The organism is Microbacterium sp. TPD7012 (assembly GCF_003075395.1).
Taxonomy (GTDB): domain Bacteria; phylum Actinomycetota; class Actinomycetes; order Actinomycetales; family Microbacteriaceae; genus Microbacterium.
The window spans coordinates 214,063-231,653 of sequence record NZ_QDFV01000003.1; the positions used below are offsets into that span (position 1 = coordinate 214,063).

Genomic DNA, 17,591 nt, shown 5'->3' on the forward strand with positions numbered 1-17,591 from the left:
GTCGGCAGCCACCGATACGGTGATCGCATGACGCCTCGACCCGCGCACCATTCCATCGACTACGTAGAGCTCGTCGTGACAGACCTCGCCGCCGCCATGACCTTCTACACCGAGGCTTTCGGCTGGTCCTTCGTCGACTACGGACCGGGCTATGCCGGCATCGCCTCGCCGAGCGGTGACGGGAGCGAGGTGGGAGGCCTGCTGCTCGCCGACGAGGCGCGCCCGGTCGGCGGACCGCTCGTGCTGCTGTATTCGACCGATCTCGAGACGACGATGGACGCCATCGTGGCGGCGGGAGGCGCGATCCTCCAGCTGCCCTACGAGTTCCCCGGTGGGCGGCGCCTGCACTTCGCCGATCCGAGCGGCAACGAGCTCGGAGTGTGGACCTCGCAGTAGACGAGACCCACGACGTTCAGGTGAGCCGTCCGGTGAGGTGGACGGTCACGTCATCACCGTCGGTCTTCCCGATCCTCTTGCGGATCGCTGCGGTCACCGGCAGCTTGTGTGTGCCGTCGCCCAACGCCATGAAGGCGCCCCGGAACGGCTCTCCGTCCACTGTTCCGACGACCTTGACGAGCCCGCGCGTACCGAAGACGGATGCGGAGTCGGGGAGCTGGACGCAGGTCCACGTGTCTCCGTCGCGCACCTTGCCGAGCGTGGCGACGAACGTGATGTCGAGCGGTGCGAGTGTGGTCATGATGTCCTCCGGTTCTGCGATCAGACGAAGAGACCGACGATGATGCCGATCAGTGCGAGCTTGACGACCCAATCGACGAGGTGGATAGCGGCCGCCGAGACGGCCGTGTTCTCGTGTATGACGCCGCCCATGAGCAGCGTGAGCGGCAGCACGGAGAGAGCGAGGCCCAGGAGCAGCCCCGGGACGGCTCCGTGCCACTCCGCGCACACCAGGATCCCGGCCATCAGGCACGCGGTGATGATGCTGCGCAGGACGACGGACGCCATCTGGGCGGCCATGGACAGCCCGGGCCGCGGCGTGCTCGTGCGGCTGATCGTGGCCGAGACGGCGGGGATCGCGTACAGCGCCGCACTGGCGATGAATGACGCGACGGTGGCGACGGCGATTCCGAGAATGAGCATTTCGACTCCTTTAGTACCGACTGGTACTCAGACTAGACTGGTCATTTAGAACCGTCAAGTACTAAAGTGGCAGCATGACGACAGAAGCTCGCGCACCGGGCCGACCCGCAGGCCTCACGGGGGAGGATCTCCTCGCGGTGGCGCGCGACGTGTTCTTGGAGCGCGGGTACGGGGGAGCCTCCATGGAGGAGGTCGCCAGACGAGCACGGATCTCGAAGGCGTCGCTCTATCGCGAGCACCCCTCGAAGTCGGCCCTCTACGAAGCAGTGGTCCGCCACTGGGCATCCGCCGGCCGCGACGCGATGCGCCCGGCTCTGGAGCGGCTGCAGGCGGCGGATGATCTTCGGCAGGGGCTCGCCGAACTGGCGGAGACGATGCGCTTCGGCATCCTGAGCGAACCGGTGCTCGCCATGCGCCGTCTCGTGACGGCGGAGGCCGTGACGCAACCCGAAGTGGCGAGAATGTACCTCGAGGAGAGTTGGAACACCAACATCCGGAACCTCGCGGAGACCCTGCGCGCGGTAGCGGCACGGCATGGGCTTCGGATGGACGATGTGGATGCTGCAGCCGCGGACCTCACGTGGCTCGTGATCGGAGCACCGCTCAACGCCCGCCTGCTTGCCGACGACATCGAGGCCCCGCCGGTGGATCGCGCTGTCGACCTCTTCCTTGCGGGCCACCGGCGGCGGTGAGCAGCGCGGAAGCGAGCGCCCGCCCCGATGACCGCGGAACGGTGGGGCCCGTAGTCTTTGCGGATGCTGTTCTCTCTCACCGGCGCGAGTGGCGCGGGCAAGTCGACGGTGTTGGCGCATCTCGCGAAGGCGACCTGGTCGGAGCCGATCCGCTGCGTCGAGTTCGACTCCATCGGCGTCCCGGCCTTCGCGAGTGAGGTCCACCTGCGCTACCGAGTGCTCGCGTGAGCAGGTCCGTCGCGGGGAGATCAGTTGATGAGCTTCAGGAAATGACTGACCTGAGCCTCGGTCGTACCGGCCGGGTTGCGGAGGAAACCGCCGTTCCCGGGCAGGAGCATGGTCAGCCAGAACGCCGCCCAGAGAGGCCGGTACGCGAGCATCCGCTCCCGTTCATCCGCCGACAGCCCGACGGCAGTCGAGAGCGCGTCGGGATCGAACACATTACCCAGGCGCCCCGCGAGATGCTCGACATGATCGGCCAGATCATACGCCGGATCGGTGAGTCCGCCGTCTTCGAAGTCGACGAGGCGGCACGTGCGGCCGTCCCAGAGGATGTTCGCGGGGTTGAGATCCGCGATTCCGAGCCCGACGAGTCGTGGGGTCGGGAGGACATCGGGCTGGCTCAGCCAGTCGTGCGCGGCCGCAATGCCGTCGGCGACCCGAACGGCATCCAGGCAAGGGGAGAGGTCGTACGTGTCGCTCAGCCACGCATCGAGCGCCTGCGGAAGTGTCGAAGGGCCGTAGCGGCGCTCCACGATCCCCGCGGCAGCGATGTCCTCGACGGGAATGTCGTAGAGTCGCCGCAGCGTCCGCCCGAGCGAAGACGTCTGCTCAGCAGCGAGCGGCTTGTCGCCGAGCGGCACGCCGGGTATCCGCTCCATGATCACCACGGGGTACTCGTCGTCAGTGGTCCGCCCCAAGGGCCGCGGGGTGATCCCCGGAACCTGTTTCCAGACGAGTTGCAGACAGCGCCACTCACGATCGGCTTCGCCGTCTGCCCAGCTCAGAAACCTCTTACGAACCACCGTGTCGGTGATCTGCAGATCGTGCGTGTGGGAAGGCATACCGCACAGCCTAGGAGAGGCCATCGCTGTGCTCCTCGCGCTCTGCACCGGCCGGCGCATGGTGATCGAGGAGAGACGGAGGAGCTCGCACCATTCGTAATCTGACATAATGTGCATTATCGGCTTATGCTCGCGGACGCGCGATGAGGCCGATCGCGAGGCTTCGTCATGTGACTCCACGCAACGTCGAGATCGCCTGGGAAGCCGCGCGACACGCGAATCAGCAGAACTGGGATGATCGGGTTCCGCCGCACCAAGCGGCATACGGGCTCGAGGCCTATGACGACCCGACGTATCTCAGCGACGTCGTGCGACACGATCTTCCCGTCCTCGAGTCGTCCCTGTCATCTGGGAGCGTCTCCGGTCTGGATGTGTTGTGCCACCTGCAGTGCCACATCGGGACAGACACGGTCTCACTGGCTCGCGCGGGCGCCACAGTCACCGGAGTGGACTTCTCACGGCCCGCCCTCCGTGCCGCTGCGGAGCTCGCGAATCGTACGGGCACATCCGCCACCTGGGTGGAGACGGATGTGCTCGACGCCCGAAACGTCGTCGAAGGTCACTTCGACGTGGTCTACACGAGCATCGGGACGATCACATGGCTGGCGGATCTGGATCGGTGGGCGAAGCAGATCGCCGCTCTGCTTCGCCCGGGCGGCACCTTCTTCATCCGCGACGGGCACCCGTCGCTCTACGCCTTGGACGAGGAAGCCACGTCACTGACGATTCGCTACCCGTACTTCGGCGATGGCCGAGCTCAGCAATGGGATGACGCGTCCACCTACGCCGGAGACGGCACCGTGGCGCATCCGCGCACCTTCGAATGGCCGCATCCGCTGTCGGAGATCCTCGGTGCGCTGCTGCACGCCGGACTCCGCCTGCTCCATTTCGATGAAGGACGCACGTTGCCGTGGCAGTTCAGCCCTCGCATGGTCGAGGTCGACGGCGGCTGGGCGTGGCCCGATTCCGAACGCGACCTCGTGCCCTGCACGTACACGATCGTCACGCGTCGGGACTGAGACCCGCTCTCGGCAGTCAGTCCTTCGCACCATAGAGGTGCTCGCGGAGGACACTCGCGGCTGCTCCCGCCGCGCTCTCCCCCGGCGCCGCATCGACTCCGGCGGTGAAGATGACATCTCCATGATCCGCGTACAGCGACCATTCGGCGGAGAAGACGTCGTTCCCACCGTCGTGCCAGTAGATGCGGCCGAGGTCCGGAACGTCCTGCACCACGAGTCCGTACCCGTAGAAGCTCGATCCGGCATCGTCCTCGGCGATGTGCGGCTGCTGAAGGCGGTCCAGTGACGCAGGCGAGAGTAGGCCGCCGCTCGTCAGCTCCTGGAGGAAGCGGACGAACGTGGGCGCCGTGGTGACCAGGCCGCCGTTGCCCACGAGGTTCCAGGAGACCTCATGCGCACCCCAACTCGCTTCGCGAACGCTCTCGCCGCTCGTGGAGCGCATCGACAGCTCATCGACGTACTCCGACAGGTACCCGATGCCACCGATCCCCGCGGGGGCCAGAACCTCATCCCGCAGGTACTCCTCGTAGGACTTGCCGCTGCGCACCTCGATGATGGCGGCGAGGATCGAGTAGCCGACGTTGGAGTAGGCGTATCTCGTACCCGGAATCTCGATCGACGGCGATGCGAACGCGTGCCTCAGCAACTCGTCTCGATCGATCTGCTCGGAGTCGTCACCGACCGATTCGGGCAGGCCGCTGCTGTGCGTCAGCAACTGCTCGACGGTGATGTCCGACTTGTCGTCAGGCACACCGGAGAAGACCTCCGCCAGCTTCTCGTCGAGACGGACGCCGGACTGATCGACGAGCTTCGAGATGGCCACGGCGGTGACCGTCTTCGTGATCGAGCCGATGTCGACCAACGTCTTCTCGGCCGGGATGCTGTCGTCCTGCAGCGCACCGAACTCTCGCACCGCAACCGGCGCCCCCTCCACCGACACGGCGGTGACCACCGAGGCGTCAGCGCGGTCCAGCGCACCGTAGGCCGCTTCGAGGTCGCTCGGGCTCGAAGGTGAAGACGCCTCAGGCGCCGGCGCGCTCGCGCACCCCGTGATGGCGAGCACGAGAACGGTGAGCGAGAGACCTCTGACGAGACGGGACACGTCCCGATGCTAGATCGGGACGAGGCCCGCTGCGGAACTCATAGCAACATGAGAACGACCTCGGGGGCAGCCCATAGGTGCGATCGCTGTCACGCCCCGACGTACTCTGCCAGGTGCTCCCCCGTCAACGTCGTTTTTTGGGATACCAAATCCGCGGGTATGCCCTCGAAGACCACTGTGCCTCCGTCGTGGCCCGCGCCCGGACCGATGTCGATGATCCAGTCGGCGTGCGCCATCACGGCCTGGTGATGCTCGATCACGATCACGGTCTTCCCCGAGTCGACGAGCCGATCGAGAAGACCGAGGATCTTGTCGACATCGGCCAGATGAAGGCCCGTGGTGGGCTCGTCGAGCACGTAGATGTCGCCCTTCTCCCCCATCTGGATGGCCAGCTTGATCCTCTGCCGCTCTCCCCCGGACAACGTCGACAACGGCTGGCCGAGTGACAGGTATCCGAGTCCGACGTCGTCCAGACGGCCCAGGATCGCGGTCACCGCCGGGATCTTGGCCTCGCCCTCGGAGAAGAAGACCCTCGCCTCCGAAACCGGCAGGTCCAGCACTTCGGTGATGTCCTTGCCGGCCAGCTTGTATTCCAGGACGCTCGCCTGGAACCGCTTGCCGCCGCAGTCCTCGCAGGGCGTCTCGATGGTGTCCATGAAGCCGAGTTCGGTGATGATGACCCCGGCGCCCTTGCAGGTCGGACACGCTCCCTCGGAGTTCGCGCTGAACAGAGCCGGCTTGACGCCGTTCACCTTGGCGAAGGCCTTGCGAATCGGCTCGAGCATGCCGGTGTACGTCGCCGGATTGCTCCGGCGAGAGCCCTTGATCGCTCCCTGGTCGATCGCCACCACACCGTCGCGACGCGAGACCGAACCGTGGATGAGCGAGCTCTTCCCCGACCCTGCGACCCCGGTCACGACCGTCAGCACTCCGGTCGGGATGTCGACGTCGACGTTCCGGAGATTGTTCTCGGTGGCTCCGCGCACTTCGATCGCGCCGTCGCTCGCGCGCACGGATCCCTTCAACTGCGCGCGGTCCTCCAGATGATCGCCGGTACGCGTGCCGCTGGTCTTGAGCCCCTCGACCGTCCCCTCGAAGCAGATCTGTCCCCCGGCGCCGCCGGCTCCCGGCCCCAGGTCGATCACGTGATCGCCGATGGCGATGGTCTCGGGCTTGTGCTCGACGACGAGGACCGTGTTCCCCTTGTCGCGCAGTTTCAGCAGCAGGCTGTTCATCCGCTGGATGTCGTGCGGGTGCAGTCCGATCGTCGGCTCGTCGAACACATAGGTGACGTCGGTCAGAGAGGATCCGAGGTGGCGGAGCATCTTGATCCGCTGCGCCTCTCCCCCGGAGAGCGAGCCGGAGGGCCGCTCCAGACTGAGGTAGCCCAGTCCGAGCGTGACGAACGCGTCGAGGTTCGCGCTGAGAGCCTCGAGCAGCGGACCCGCTCCGGGCAGATCGAGTCCCCGCACCCACGCGGCGAGGTCCGTCACCTGCATCCGACACGCATCCGCGATGCTGACGCCCTCGATCTTCGACGAGCGAGCGCCCTCGGTGAGTCGCGTCCCATCGCACTCCGGGCAGACCGCGAAGGTCGCGACCCGTTCGACGAAAGCACGGATGTGGGGCTGCAGCGCGTCGAGGTCCTTCGACAGCATCGACTTGGTGATCTTCGGGATCAGGCCCTCATAGGTCATGTTGATGCCGGAGATCTTCACCTTCGTCACCTCCCCGTAGAGAAGGAGGTGACGCTGCTTCTCGGTGAACTCCGCGATCGGCTTGTCGGCGGGATAGAAGCCCGACGCCGAGAAGCCCTTCACCATCCATCCGTCGGCGGTGTACCCGGGGACCATGATCGCTCCCTCGTCGAGCGACTTCGACTCGTCGACGATCTGGGCGAGGTCGAGGTCGGACACCGCTCCCCTGCCCTCGCAGCGCGGGCACATCCCGCCGAGGTAGATCGCGTCCTTCACGATCTTCTTCTCGCCTCCGGGCCCCGTCATCACGCCGCTCGCCCGCTGGGTCGGGATGTTGAAGGAGAACGCCGTCGGTCCTCCGATGTAGGGCGAGCCGAGCTTGCTGAAGAGGATGCGGAGCATCGCGTTCGCGTCGGTCACCGTGCCGACCGTCGAACGAGGGTTGGCGCCCAGGCGCTCCTGGTCGACGATGATGGCCGTGGTCAGCCCGTCGAGGACGTCGACGTCGGGTCGAGGCACCGACGGCATGAACCCCTGCACGAACGCGCTGTACGTCTCGTCGATCATGCGCCGGGACTCGGCGGCGATCGTGTCGAACACGAGCGAGCTCTTGCCGGACCCGGAGACGCCCGTGAACACCGTGAGGCGGCGCTTCGGGATGTCGACGCTCACGTCTTTCAGATTGTTCTCGCGCGCGCCCTGCACGCGGATCAGATCGTGGGTGTCTGCGGGATGCTCGGCGGCGGTCATCGGCGTCCTTCGTTGTCGTGGCTGATCGGTCAGCCGGCCTGATTGATACGGAGCAGATTTCCTGCCGGGTCGCGGAAGGCGCAGTCGCGCACCCCGTACGGCTGATCCATCGGCTCCTGGACGACGTCGGCGCCTCCTTCGACCAGGCGCTCGAACAGCCCGTCGAGATCGTCGCTCGCGAGTGTCAGCGCACCGTAGCTGCCCTTCGCGATGAGTTCCAGGATGGTCTGCCGCTCCGTGTCGGTGATGCCGGGGTCGGTGGCCGGCGGATGGAGGACGATCGAGGTCTCGGGCTGGCCGGCAGGACCGACGGTGAGCCAGCGGAGGCCGTCGTACCCGACGTCGTTGCGCACCTCGAACCCGAGGGTGTCTCGGTAGAACCCGAGAGCCGCATCGGCGTCGGTGTGCGGGAGGAAGGCGTAGTGGATGCTGATGTTCATGGTGTTCACGCTAGATGCGCATCGGTGCGCGGTGCTTCTTGATTCCTGATCGGTCTGGTCACGTGCTTGGCCTGGAAGGACGGGATGCCGTCGACGTTGGCGGCGCGTTCACGGTACACCCGGGGTGAGACACCGACCAGCTCCGTGAACCTGGTGCTGAAGGTTCCGAGCGACGAGCATCCGACTTCGAAGCACACCTCGGTCACCGTCAGGTCCCCGCGTCGCAGCAGGGCCATCGCCCGCTCGATGCGCCGGGTCATGAGATACGAGTAGGGCGACTCCCCGTACGCCTCACGGAACTGGCGGCTCAGATGTCCGGCGGACATGTGCACTCCCCTGGCGAGCGCCTCCACGTCCAGCGGCCGCGCGTACTCGCGGTCGATGCGATCTCTCACCTTCCGCATCACGGCGAGCTCGCGCAGGCGGGCGTCATCCATGGCAGTCACGAGACGATCCTGCCACGTCACCAGGCGTCACGGGGTGACGTCCTGCGACGCGCGGTCGGATCATCTTCCACAGGCGATCCTGAGAGCGCTACCCTGAGGGGCATCCCCACAGGATTCTCTCAGAAAGGGTCCACACCATGTCCGAAACACTCCCCGAAGCGAAGTCCCTGTTCAAGTCGATCCGTGTCGCGCTGGCCGTGTCCGGCGTCGTCGCGCTCATTGCCGGACTCGTCCTCCTGATCTGGCCGGTGAAGTCCGCGGTCATCGTGACGGCGATCTTCGCCACCTATCTGATCATCGCCGGCCTGGTCTACATCGGCCTCGGCATCTTCTCGGGCGCGAAGGGCGGATGGTCGCGCGTCGGTCACATCGTGCTCGGTCTCGTCTACATCGTCGCCGGTGTGATCGCGTACGCCAACCTCGGCGCGGCAGCCGCGACTCTCGCATTCGTCGTCGTCTTCTTCATCGGCATCAGCTGGATCGTGGACGGCGTGGTCTCCCTGTCGCTCCTCGGCCGCGACGGCTCCCGCGTGTGGACGCTGCTCTACGCGCTGCTGAGCATCATCGCCGGCATCATCGTGCTGTTCTCGCCGATCATCGCCGGCCTCGCGTTCTGGCTGCTGCTCGGGATCTCGCTCGTCGCGCTCGGCATCGTGCAGATCGTGCGCGCGATCACCCTCGGCAAGGATGAGAAGGCCTTCACCGCCGCGCAGGAAGGCGCTCCGGCCTGACCGACCAGAAGACACGGATCGGCCCCGCTCTGCGAGAAGCAGGACGGGGCCGATCGCCGTTCAGAGAGGTCCTACTCGGCGGCGAATGCGCTGACGTCGCCGACGAGCCTGGTGTTGTCGGCCGGCACAGGGTCGACCGCGGCCTTGGCCACCTCGGCCGCGAACTCCGAGACGTTGTAGAGCTTGCCTGCCGACTCGCGGCGCTCGGCGATCGCACCGGGGTTGGCGCGCTCGAGAAGCGTCGCCGTGATCGTTCCCTCGATCATGTCGCCGGACACGACGGTGAAGCCGATGCCCTTCTCGGCGAGGCCGGGGATGAGCTCACGGAGCGCGTCCTCCCCCGCACGCTTCGAGAGCGCGACGGGCTCGTACTCGGGCATCGTCGGCGTGGTGCGGATGAAGTGCGCCTGGTGGCTGGTGACGAACACCACGCGAGCGCCCTCGCCGAGCAGCGGCGTCGCCGCGTTCAGCACGTTGAGCTGCGCGTCGCGGTTAAGGGTGAGGGCGTAGTCCTCGGCCATCCCCGATTCCATGCCTCCGGAGGCGTTCAGCACCAGGACATCGAGCCGGCCGTACTCGGCGCGGATCGCGTCGAACATCTCGGCGACGGATGCCGGATCGGTGAGGTCGGCGCCCACGACGAGAGCGCGACGGCCGAGCTCGCGCAGTTGTGCGGCGAGCTTCTCGGCTCGGGGCGCCTTGTTGCGGAAGTTGATGACGACGTCAGCGCCGGCCTCGGCGAGGTAGCGCACCGTGTCGGCGCCGATCCCCCGCGATGAGCCGGTGACAAGGGCGACCTTGCCGTCGAGAGATCCTGCGGGAAGAACGTCGGTCACGATGACTCCTGGAGATGGGTGAGAAGCCGTGATCGCACGGCTCTCACACACTATCAATCCGGCTCGGCGACTCCAGAGAGCGTCGACGGCGCGTGATAGGTTGACCGCAAAGGAGGCCGCATGAACGACTTCTCCGTCTTCATCGAACTGATCGACAACTGGGCGTGGATCGGTTGGCTGGTCCTGATCGCACTCTTCCTCGTGATCGAGATGCTGACGCTCGACTTCACCTTCCTCATGCTGAGCTTCGGCAGCGCGATCGGCCTCGTCAGCGATCTCGTGGGGTTGCCCATCTGGGCTCAGGTTCTCATCGCGGCCGCAGCCGCCGCCCTGTTCATCCTCTTCCTGCGGCCGCCACTGCTGAAGCGGCTGCGGCGCGGGGAAGATCCGACGAAGTCGAACGTCGACGCGCTGATCGACCTGCGCGGCGTCGCTCTGCACGACATCACCCAGATCTCCGGCCAGGTCAAGCTCAGCAACGGCGACACCTGGACCGCCCGCACATCCACCTCAGTGCCGATCCCCCAGGGCTCACCGGTCGCGGTCACCGCGATCAATGGGGCGACCGCCACCGTCCGTCCCGTCAATGACTAGGAGAAACACATGAACGACTCCTCGTTCATCCCCGCCGCCATCGGCTGGATACTCGTCATCGCGGTGATCATCTTCGTGGTGGTCACCCTCGCGCGCTCGATCCGGATCATCCCGCAGGCGACAGCCGGTGTCGTGGAGCGGCTCGGCCGGTACCACAAGACCCTCATGCCGGGTCTGAACCTCCTGGTCCCCTTCATCGACCGGCTCCGCCCCCTCATCGACATGCGCGAGCAGGTCGTCTCGTTCCCGCCGCAGCCGGTCATCACCGAGGACAACCTCGTCGTCTCCATCGACACCGTCGTCTACTTCCAGGTGACCGACGCCCGCGCCGCGACCTACGAGATCGCGAACTACCTCGGCGCGGTCGAGCAGCTCACCACCACGACGCTGCGAAACGTCGTCGGTGGTCTGAACCTCGAAGAGGCTCTCACCAGCCGCGACAACATCAACGGCCAGCTGCGCGTGGTGCTCGACGAGGCGACCGGCAAGTGGGGAATCCGCGTCGGCCGCGTCGAGCTGAAGGCCATCGACCCGCCGATCTCCATCCAGGACTCGATGGAGAAGCAGATGCGCGCCGAGCGTGACCGCCGTGCCGCTATCCTCACGGCAGAGGGAACCAAGCAGTCCGCGATCCTCGAAGCAGAAGGTGCGCGTCAGGCCGAGATCCTCCGCGCCGAGGGCGACAAGCAGGCCGCGGTGCTCCGCGCGCAGGGTGAGGCCGAGGCGATCCAGAACGTCTTCACGGCGATCCACCAGGGCGCTCCGGACGACAAGCTCCTCGCGTACCAGTACCTGCAGATGCTGCCGAAGATCAGCGAAGGCCAGTCGAACAAGCTGTGGATCATCCCGAGCGAGCTCACCGAGGCGCTGAAGGGCATCGGCAGCGCATTCACGCCGAAGCCCGGCCAGGGCCAGACCAACACGCTCCCGGGCGCGTGACGCACCCGTACTTCTCGAAGGCACGGCATCCCCGAGTCCTCGCTCACCGCGGTCTGATCACCGCGGCGGGCGAGGATTCCGGCGTGTGGGAGAACACGGCGGCGTCCTTCGCCGCCGCGCACGCCGCCGGTGCCGACTACATCGAGACGGACTGCCAGGTGACGGCCGACGGCGATGTGGTGCTCTTCCACGATGCGACGCTCGAACGCCTCCTCGGGGATCGCCGCGCGGTGCGGGAGGTGCGCACGAGAGAGCTCCGCAGCGTCTTCGCCGACCACGGCGGTCTGCTCACGGTCGCAGAGGCGCTCTCCTCGTTCCCGCAGATCCGGTTCAACATCGACGTGAAGACGGATGCCGCCACGGGGCTTCTGGGCCCGGTCCTCGCGGACCACACGCACCGGGTGCTCGTCACGAGCTTCTCCGACGCTTACCGTCGCGCCACGATCGCCGCTGTCATGGGAGCGGGAGCCTCACTCCGGCCCGCCACGTCGAGCGGAAGCCGCGCCATCGCCGCAGTGCGCGCGCTGTCATCCCTGCGCCTCTCCCCCGCCCGGGTCCTCCGCGAGATCGACGCGCTGCAGATCCCGGAACGGCACGGCGCGCTCACGGTGCTCACCCCGCCCCTCCTGCGTGCCGCGCACCGCTCCGGCGTCGAGGTGCACGTCTGGACGGTCAACGATCCGGCGGAGATGCAGCGCCTCGTGAGTCTCGGCGTCGACGGCGTCGTCTCCGATCGCGCCGACGTCGCCCTGGCCGCTCTCCACCCCGCCGAAGGCTCTCGACGCGCTCTATAACCTCCTCCGCTGGGATTACGCTGTGAATCCCGCCGGGAAACCGCCCGCGTGGAGCAGGCGCACAGGCTGGAGCGTTATACCTGACAGCGACGAGAGGACCACAAAATGGCAGATCGCAGCCTGCGCGGCATCCGACTCGGCGCCCAGAGCCTACAGAGCGAAGAGGGCGTCGTTTTCATGGAACGCCGCGAGACCCAATACTCCTGTGACACGTGCGGACACGTCACGAACCTGATGTTCGCGGCCGACGCCGAGCCGCCGCAGACCTGGGAATGCCGCTCCTGCGGAGCGGACGCCCGCCTGAACGTCGACGGCCAGGCCGTCACGCTTGAGGTCACCGACGAGAAGGCCGCTCGCACCCACTGGGACATGCTGATGGAGCGCCGCACCCGCGCCGAACTCGAGGAGCTCCTCGAGGAGCGTCTGGCCTTCATCCGTGCCCGCCGCGGTGCCGGCGAAGACCCGACCCGCGAGAAGATCGGGGCCTGACGGCCTGACTCACGAAGCAGCAGGGCTCGAACGAGTCCTGCTGCTTCTGTGTGTGAGGCGCGTGCGGGTCACACCTGTTGGTCGCGCCTCCGCGCGCGCCACCACGCCACGAGGAGCGCGACCAGCCCGCCCCAGACCAGAAGCTGCTGCACCCAGGGGCCCAGGACGACACCGGCGGTCAACCCGGTGCGCAACGAGACGTCCTCGAGCATCGCGCCCGCTTCTCCGGCATCCAGGCTCGTCATGGTCGATCCGTCGGGGCGGATGATCTGGCTCGTGCCGACCGTCGAGATGTTCACGACGCTGCGACCGGTCTCGATCGCACGCATCCGCGCGAAGGCCAGCTGCTGCAGATTCTCGTCGGTGCCGCGGAAGTCGGCGTTGTTCGTCTGGAACACCAGGACCTGAGCTCCGGCGTTGACCCCCTCGGTGATCACGTCGTCGTAGATCACGTCGAAGCAGATCGCGAGCCCGACGGCGACCCCGTCGACGTCGATGACAGGCGGATTCTCTCCGGGTGTGTACTCCCGTTGGATGAGCCCGATCAGGTCGGGGGCCAGGGCGTTGAAGAAGGCTCGATCCGGCACGTACTCGCCGAAGGGCACCGGATGACGCTTGTCGTGGAGCTGCGTCGCTCCCCCGGCATCCGTCCACAGCATCGACGTGTTGAAGTAGCGCTCATTCCGCCCGGTCGCCGCGTTCGCGAGCAGCGGCGCATCGATCCGGGTCGTGATGAGCGTCATCCGTCGGGCCAGCGCCTCGTTCTGGAACGGATCGGTGTCGAGCGACCCCTCCGGCCAGACCAGCAGGTCGACGTCCTCGCCGTAGAGCGGTGTGGTGGCATCGGTCTGCGCGTCGATCACCGAGAAGGGCTCGCGTTGATCGAAGTAGCCCGTGGGCCCGTTCCCCTGCACGGCGGCGATGCGCATCGAGCCGGCATCCGTCGTCGGGAAGAGCGGAGTGAAGAAGAGGACGATCACGAGCGCGGCTGGCACGAGGAGTCGGAGCGGAGTCCGCCATGCCCGCAGCCGCACGATCTCGACCAGCATCGCCACCAGGAGCACCATGAGGAATCCGAGGCCGCTGACGCCGAGCCACGACGACAGCGGGGCCAGCGGGCTCTCCGCCTGGCTCATGCCGATGCGGGCCCACGGGAAGCCTCCGTAGGGGAAGGACCCGACGAAGACCTCGCGGCCGACCCAGAGGGCAGCGACCACCACCGGGACGCCCACCAGGCGTCCCGCGGTCCCCGGGAACGCTCGGGGCATCCAGCGGTACGCCAGCGCCGTCAGGATCAGGGCCACCGCCGTGAGCCCTCCCTCGACCACGCTCAGCGCCGCCCAGGGTATCGGACCCAGATAGCGCGAGGTGAAGGACACCAGGAGACCGAACAGCACGATCCCGTAGACGAGGCCGACCAGCAGGGCTCCTCCGGGACGCCGGCCGATGAGTGCGACGAGCAGAAGAGCAGTGGCAGGGAACGCGAGGGTCCAGATCGCGGTCTCCGGGTAGGCCAGATTCATCAGGAACGCCGAGAGCGCCGCAGCGATCACAGCCACCCAGAGCGGCAGGAGAGGGCGCTGACGCGCAGGGGATTCAGACATCCCTCTCATTCTCACATCGACGAGTAGGCGACGATTCCGCGCCGGACGCCGTCGAGCGCCGTGCGGGCCGTCCGTGCGAGCGCGCCGTCCTCCGCGACGATCGACAGCTGGTCGAGAAGATCGATCGTCTGCTTCGCCCAGCGCACGAAGTCGCCGGCCGCCATGTCGGCATCGACGAGCACCCGATCGAGCATTCCGCCGCGGGCCCAGGAGTGCATCGCGCCGGCGAGGCCGGCGGCAAGAGGTTCCGAACCGGGCAGGTGATGATCCTTCTCGAGATCGTTGAGTTCAGCCCAGAGCGTCGTGGTCTTCTCATACGCCGCGCGGAACGCACCGCGTGGCAGTCCCCGCTCCCCCGAGTTCGCCTCGTCGCGTCGGGGCTCGTACACCAGGCAGCAGGCCATGGCGGCGAGCGAAGGGGCGTCGAGTCCGTTCCACAGCCCCTGGCGCAGCGACTCGGCGACGAGCAGATCGCGCTCCCCGTAAATGCGCCGCATCGTGCGCCCGGCCTCGGTCAACGCAGTCTCCCCGGATTCCTCGGAGAGGTAGTCCAGTGTCTCGAGAACCTCCACTACGCGGTCGAACACGCGCGCGACGGTCCCGGTGCGCGTCTCGATCTGACGCCGGATGCGGTCGGTCTGGCGCTTGAGCTTCCAATAGCGCTCGGCCCAGCGGGCGTGCGCCTCCCGATCGGGGCAGCGGTGGCAGGGATGCCGCTGCATGACGGTGCGCAGCGACTGGATGCGCTTCATCCGCTTGTCGCGGGAGGCACGCGGTGCACCGGAGTCCTGACGGTTCTTCTTCTCGAGGTCGCTGAGCTCGCGCCGGATCGCCGCATACTCGGGGAAATCTCCGTGCTCGCACGCCATCGACTTCTGATACCCGGCGAGGGAATCCTCGGCTTCCCGCACCTGACGTGCCAACCCGACGACCGAGCGGTCGGCCTGGAACTGGGCGAACGACGACTCGAGGATCTGCCGAGCGCGCGCTTTGCCGAACAGGTCGATCAGGTTGACCGCCATGTTGTACGTCGGGCGGAAGCTGGAGTTCAGCGGGTACGTACGACGCGATGCCAGAGCCGCCACGGCCTGGGGATCCATGCCCTCGGTCCACTGGACGACCGCGTGGCCCTCGACGTCGATCCCGCGACGGCCGGCGCGTCCGGTGAGCTGCGTGTACTCGCCCGAGGTGATCGCGACACGGGCCTCGCCATTGAACTTCTCCATCTTCTCAAGCACCACGGTGCGCGCGGGCATGTTGATGCCCAGCGCCAGCGTCTCCGTGGCGAAGACGACCTTGACGAGCTTGAGACGGTAGAGCTCCTCGACGACCTCCTTGAAGGCAGGCAGGAGTCCGGCGTGGTGGGCGGCGACGCCCCGCTCCAGGTTCTCCAGCCAGTCCCAGTAGCCGAGGACGCCGAGATCCTCTTCCTGCAGCGACCGGGTGCGCTCCTCGACGATGGCGCGGATCTCCGCCTTCTCCTCCGGCGAGGTCAGCCGGATGCCCGATCGGCGCACCTGCTGCACCGCGGCGTCGCAGCCCACGCGGCTGAAGATGAAGAAGATCGCGGGCAGCAGGTTCGCCCGCTCGAGGAGCTTGATCACATCGGGGCGATCCATCCGCTCGATGCGGCGGACGTTCGAGGGACGCACCGGGCGCTGGCCGCCACGCGGCGGTCGCTTCGCCTGTCGACCGGCATGCCTGTTGCTGACGTACGCCTGCGTCCGGCGATTGTTCTCGTAGTTCGAACCCGTGAAGGAGCGGATCCGCATCAGCTCCTGATTCACCTGCGCGGTCGCGATACCCGCGCGATCGTCGAAGAGCGGCAGCAGATCGTCCCGGACGAGCACGTGCTGTTCGAGCGGGACGGGCCGGATCTCCGAGACGATCACCTCGGTGTCGCCGCGCACGGTGTCGAGCCAGTCGCCGAACTCCTCGGCGTTCGACACCGTGGCGCTCAGCGAGACGAGCCGCACATGCTGCGGCAGGTGGATGATGACCTCTTCCCACACCGCGCCGCGGAACCGGTCGGCGAGATAGTGGACTTCGTCCATCACGACGTAGCGCAGATCGCGGAGCGCCGCCGAGTCGGCGTAGATCATGTTGCGGAGCACTTCGGTGGTCATCACCACGATGCGAGCGTTGCCGTTGATGTTCGTGTCACCGGTGAGCAGGCCGACCTCGTCGGGGCCGTACACCTCGACGAGCTCTCGGAACTTCTGGTTCGACAGCGCCTTCATCGGCGTCGTGTAGAACGCCTTGTCGCTCGGCGTCTGCATCGCGAGGTGGATCGCGAACTCGCCGACGATGGTCTTCCCCGCGCCGGTCGGCGCCGCGACGAGCACGCTGCGGCCGGCCTCCAGAGCATGACAGCCGGCGACCTGGAACGGGTCAAGCTCGAACCTCTGACGCGCGGCGAACGCGTTCGTCGCCGGGTGCTCAGCGGCCTCTCGTGCGGCCGCGTAACGCTCGGACGGCGAACTCATACCGGGTCCGGCAGAAGCCCCGCTGCGGCGTCGCGCTTGCGCTTTCGGCGATCGAAGAGCAGGGAGAGCCCCGCGGCCGCGAAGAACAGGACGATGAGGATGCCGGCCAGCATCAGCATGCTGATCACGTCGGCTGCCGGAGTCGCCAGCGCCGCGAAGACCGTCGCGATGATGATCGCGATGCGCCATCCCTTGAGGATGGCTCGCCCGGACATCACACCGGCGAAGTTCAGCGCGACCAGGAAGACCGGGAGCACGAACGAGACGCCGATCACGATCATCAGCTTGAAGATGAAGTCGTAGTACTCCTGCGCCTGGTAGAAATTCGTGCCGCCCTCGGGCGTGAATCCCCACATCAGCTCGATCACGTGCGGCATGATCACGATGCCGAGGTAGCACCCGGCGAAGAAGAGCGGTACGGCGGCGGCGATGAAGCCGATCGTGTACTTGATCTCCTTGCGGGTGAGCCCGGGCATGATGAACGCCCAGATCTGCCACAGCCACACGGGCGCGGAGATGAACAGGCCGATCGAGAAGGCGATCCGCATGCGCATGTCGAAAGCGGCGGTCACGGTGCCGAAGTTCAGCGCGCTGAAGTTGTCACCGCGCTTGTCCATGATGACGCGGATGGGTTCCGTGATCAGATGGATGACCGGATCGGCGATGATGAACGCGACCACCATGCCGACGACGAGCGCGAGCGCCGCGTACATCAGACGCTTGCGCAGTTCGACGAGATGTGCGCCCAGCGACATCCGCCGATCCCGATCCGCCTTCTGCTTCACGGTCGGTTCGATGGTTGCCACGGTC

The 17,591-nt window shown here is 66.8% G+C and carries 20 protein-coding genes; 9 read left to right on the plus strand and 11 right to left on the minus strand.

Features of this window, described 5'->3' with window-relative positions:
* Nucleotides 1-27 precede the first annotated feature (27 nt).
* Nucleotides 28-396, plus strand: a complete 369-nt coding sequence (locus tag DC434_RS09080; RefSeq protein ID WP_116634971.1) for a VOC family protein — start codon at nucleotides 28-30, stop codon at nucleotides 394-396.
* 16 nt (nucleotides 397-412) lie between these two features.
* Here DC434_RS09080 and DC434_RS09085 read toward each other — a convergent pair whose 3' ends face one another.
* Together DC434_RS09085 and DC434_RS09090 are read right to left on the minus strand one after the other, a co-directional pair.
* Nucleotides 413-697, minus strand: a complete 285-nt coding sequence (locus tag DC434_RS09085) for a DUF1905 domain-containing protein (RefSeq protein ID WP_116634972.1) — start codon at nucleotides 695-697, stop codon at nucleotides 413-415.
* A gap of 20 nt (nucleotides 698-717) precedes the next feature.
* Complete coding sequence (locus DC434_RS09090; protein WP_116634973.1) at nucleotides 718-1,098, minus strand: DUF1761 family protein; 381 nt, start codon at nucleotides 1,096-1,098, stop codon at nucleotides 718-720.
* Between the two features lie 74 nt (nucleotides 1,099-1,172).
* On the opposite strand from DC434_RS09090, the gene DC434_RS09095 reads away from it, so the two are divergent.
* Both DC434_RS09095 and DC434_RS20110 read left to right on the plus strand, forming a co-directional pair.
* Nucleotides 1,173-1,790: a TetR/AcrR family transcriptional regulator gene (locus tag DC434_RS09095; protein ID WP_116634974.1), complete on the plus strand. Its 618-nt coding sequence runs from the start codon at nucleotides 1,173-1,175 to the stop codon at nucleotides 1,788-1,790.
* A 63-nt stretch (nucleotides 1,791-1,853) separates the two neighbouring features.
* On the plus strand, nucleotides 1,854-2,018 hold the full coding sequence (locus DC434_RS20110) for a hypothetical protein (protein WP_165808042.1): 165 nt from the start codon (nucleotides 1,854-1,856) through the stop codon (nucleotides 2,016-2,018).
* Between the two features lie 20 nt (nucleotides 2,019-2,038).
* Here the strand turns inward: DC434_RS20110 and DC434_RS09100 are convergent, their stop codons facing one another.
* Nucleotides 2,039-2,914: an aminoglycoside phosphotransferase family protein gene (locus DC434_RS09100; RefSeq protein WP_165808043.1), complete on the minus strand. Its 876-nt coding sequence runs from the start codon at nucleotides 2,912-2,914 to the stop codon at nucleotides 2,039-2,041.
* A gap of 110 nt (nucleotides 2,915-3,024) precedes the next feature.
* Between DC434_RS09100 and DC434_RS09105 the strand changes: the two genes are divergently transcribed.
* Nucleotides 3,025-3,873 (plus strand): class I SAM-dependent methyltransferase, encoded by an 849-nt coding sequence (locus DC434_RS09105; protein ID WP_116634975.1) that lies wholly within the window; start codon nucleotides 3,025-3,027, stop codon nucleotides 3,871-3,873.
* Nucleotides 3,874-3,889: 16 nt separating this feature from the next.
* Here DC434_RS09105 and DC434_RS09110 read toward each other — a convergent pair whose 3' ends face one another.
* The 4 genes from DC434_RS09110 to DC434_RS09125 form a co-directional block, all read right to left on the minus strand.
* Nucleotides 3,890-4,975 (minus strand): serine hydrolase domain-containing protein, encoded by a 1,086-nt coding sequence (locus tag DC434_RS09110; protein ID WP_116634976.1) that lies wholly within the window; start codon nucleotides 4,973-4,975, stop codon nucleotides 3,890-3,892.
* 89 nt (nucleotides 4,976-5,064) lie between these two features.
* Complete coding sequence (locus tag DC434_RS09115; protein ID WP_116634977.1) at nucleotides 5,065-7,422, minus strand: excinuclease ABC subunit UvrA; 2,358 nt, start codon at nucleotides 7,420-7,422, stop codon at nucleotides 5,065-5,067.
* A 29-nt stretch (nucleotides 7,423-7,451) separates the two neighbouring features.
* Nucleotides 7,452-7,862 carry a VOC family protein gene (locus DC434_RS09120; RefSeq protein WP_116635400.1) on the minus strand — a complete coding sequence of 137 codons (411 nt, stop codon included), beginning with the start codon at nucleotides 7,860-7,862 and terminating at the stop codon, nucleotides 7,452-7,454.
* Between the two features lie 5 nt (nucleotides 7,863-7,867).
* Nucleotides 7,868-8,299 (minus strand): helix-turn-helix transcriptional regulator, encoded by a 432-nt coding sequence (locus tag DC434_RS09125; RefSeq protein WP_207769954.1) that lies wholly within the window; start codon nucleotides 8,297-8,299, stop codon nucleotides 7,868-7,870.
* 146 nt (nucleotides 8,300-8,445) lie between these two features.
* Between DC434_RS09125 and DC434_RS09130 the strand changes: the two genes are divergently transcribed.
* On the plus strand, nucleotides 8,446-9,039 hold the full coding sequence (locus DC434_RS09130) for a DUF308 domain-containing protein (RefSeq protein WP_116634978.1): 594 nt from the start codon (nucleotides 8,446-8,448) through the stop codon (nucleotides 9,037-9,039).
* A gap of 71 nt (nucleotides 9,040-9,110) precedes the next feature.
* Here DC434_RS09130 and DC434_RS09135 read toward each other — a convergent pair whose 3' ends face one another.
* Nucleotides 9,111-9,875, minus strand: coding sequence for an SDR family oxidoreductase (locus DC434_RS09135; RefSeq protein ID WP_116634979.1), 765 nt, complete (start codon nucleotides 9,873-9,875; stop codon nucleotides 9,111-9,113).
* Between the two features lie 120 nt (nucleotides 9,876-9,995).
* On the opposite strand from DC434_RS09135, the gene DC434_RS09140 reads away from it, so the two are divergent.
* The 4 genes from DC434_RS09140 to DC434_RS09155 all read left to right on the plus strand — a co-directional run bounded on the left by DC434_RS09140 (nucleotide 9,996) and on the right by DC434_RS09155 (nucleotide 12,691).
* Complete coding sequence (locus DC434_RS09140) at nucleotides 9,996-10,469, plus strand: NfeD family protein (RefSeq protein WP_116634980.1); 474 nt, start codon at nucleotides 9,996-9,998, stop codon at nucleotides 10,467-10,469.
* Between the two features lie 9 nt (nucleotides 10,470-10,478).
* The gene (locus tag DC434_RS09145; RefSeq protein WP_116634981.1) at nucleotides 10,479-11,408 is read left to right on the plus strand and encodes an SPFH domain-containing protein; all 930 of its coding nucleotides are present in this window, start codon (nucleotides 10,479-10,481) and stop codon (nucleotides 11,406-11,408) included.
* A complete protein-coding gene (locus DC434_RS09150) occupies nucleotides 11,405-12,202 on the plus strand; it encodes a glycerophosphodiester phosphodiesterase family protein (RefSeq protein ID WP_116634982.1) in 798 nt (265 codons plus the stop codon). Before DC434_RS09145 ends, DC434_RS09150 begins: the two co-directional genes overlap by 4 nt.
* A gap of 105 nt (nucleotides 12,203-12,307) precedes the next feature.
* Nucleotides 12,308-12,691: an RNA polymerase-binding protein RbpA gene (locus DC434_RS09155; RefSeq protein WP_116634983.1), complete on the plus strand. Its 384-nt coding sequence runs from the start codon at nucleotides 12,308-12,310 to the stop codon at nucleotides 12,689-12,691.
* Between the two features lie 68 nt (nucleotides 12,692-12,759).
* On the opposite strand, the gene lnt is transcribed toward DC434_RS09155, so the two are convergent.
* Genes lnt through tatC form a run of 3 tightly spaced genes read right to left on the minus strand, consistent with a single transcriptional unit; the run spans nucleotide 12,760 to nucleotide 17,536 of the window.
* On the minus strand, nucleotides 12,760-14,295 hold the full coding sequence (lnt, locus tag DC434_RS09160; RefSeq protein WP_116634984.1) for an apolipoprotein N-acyltransferase: 1,536 nt from the start codon (nucleotides 14,293-14,295) through the stop codon (nucleotides 12,760-12,762).
* A gap of 11 nt (nucleotides 14,296-14,306) precedes the next feature.
* Entirely contained in the window at nucleotides 14,307-16,781 is a 2,475-nt protein-coding gene (locus DC434_RS09165; protein ID WP_116634985.1) for a DEAD/DEAH box helicase, read from the minus strand.
* Nucleotides 16,778-17,536: a twin-arginine translocase subunit TatC gene (gene tatC / locus DC434_RS09170; RefSeq protein WP_116635401.1), complete on the minus strand. Its 759-nt coding sequence runs from the start codon at nucleotides 17,534-17,536 to the stop codon at nucleotides 16,778-16,780. Before tatC ends, DC434_RS09165 begins: the two co-directional genes overlap by 4 nt.
* Between the last annotated feature and the right edge of the window lie 55 nt (nucleotides 17,537-17,591).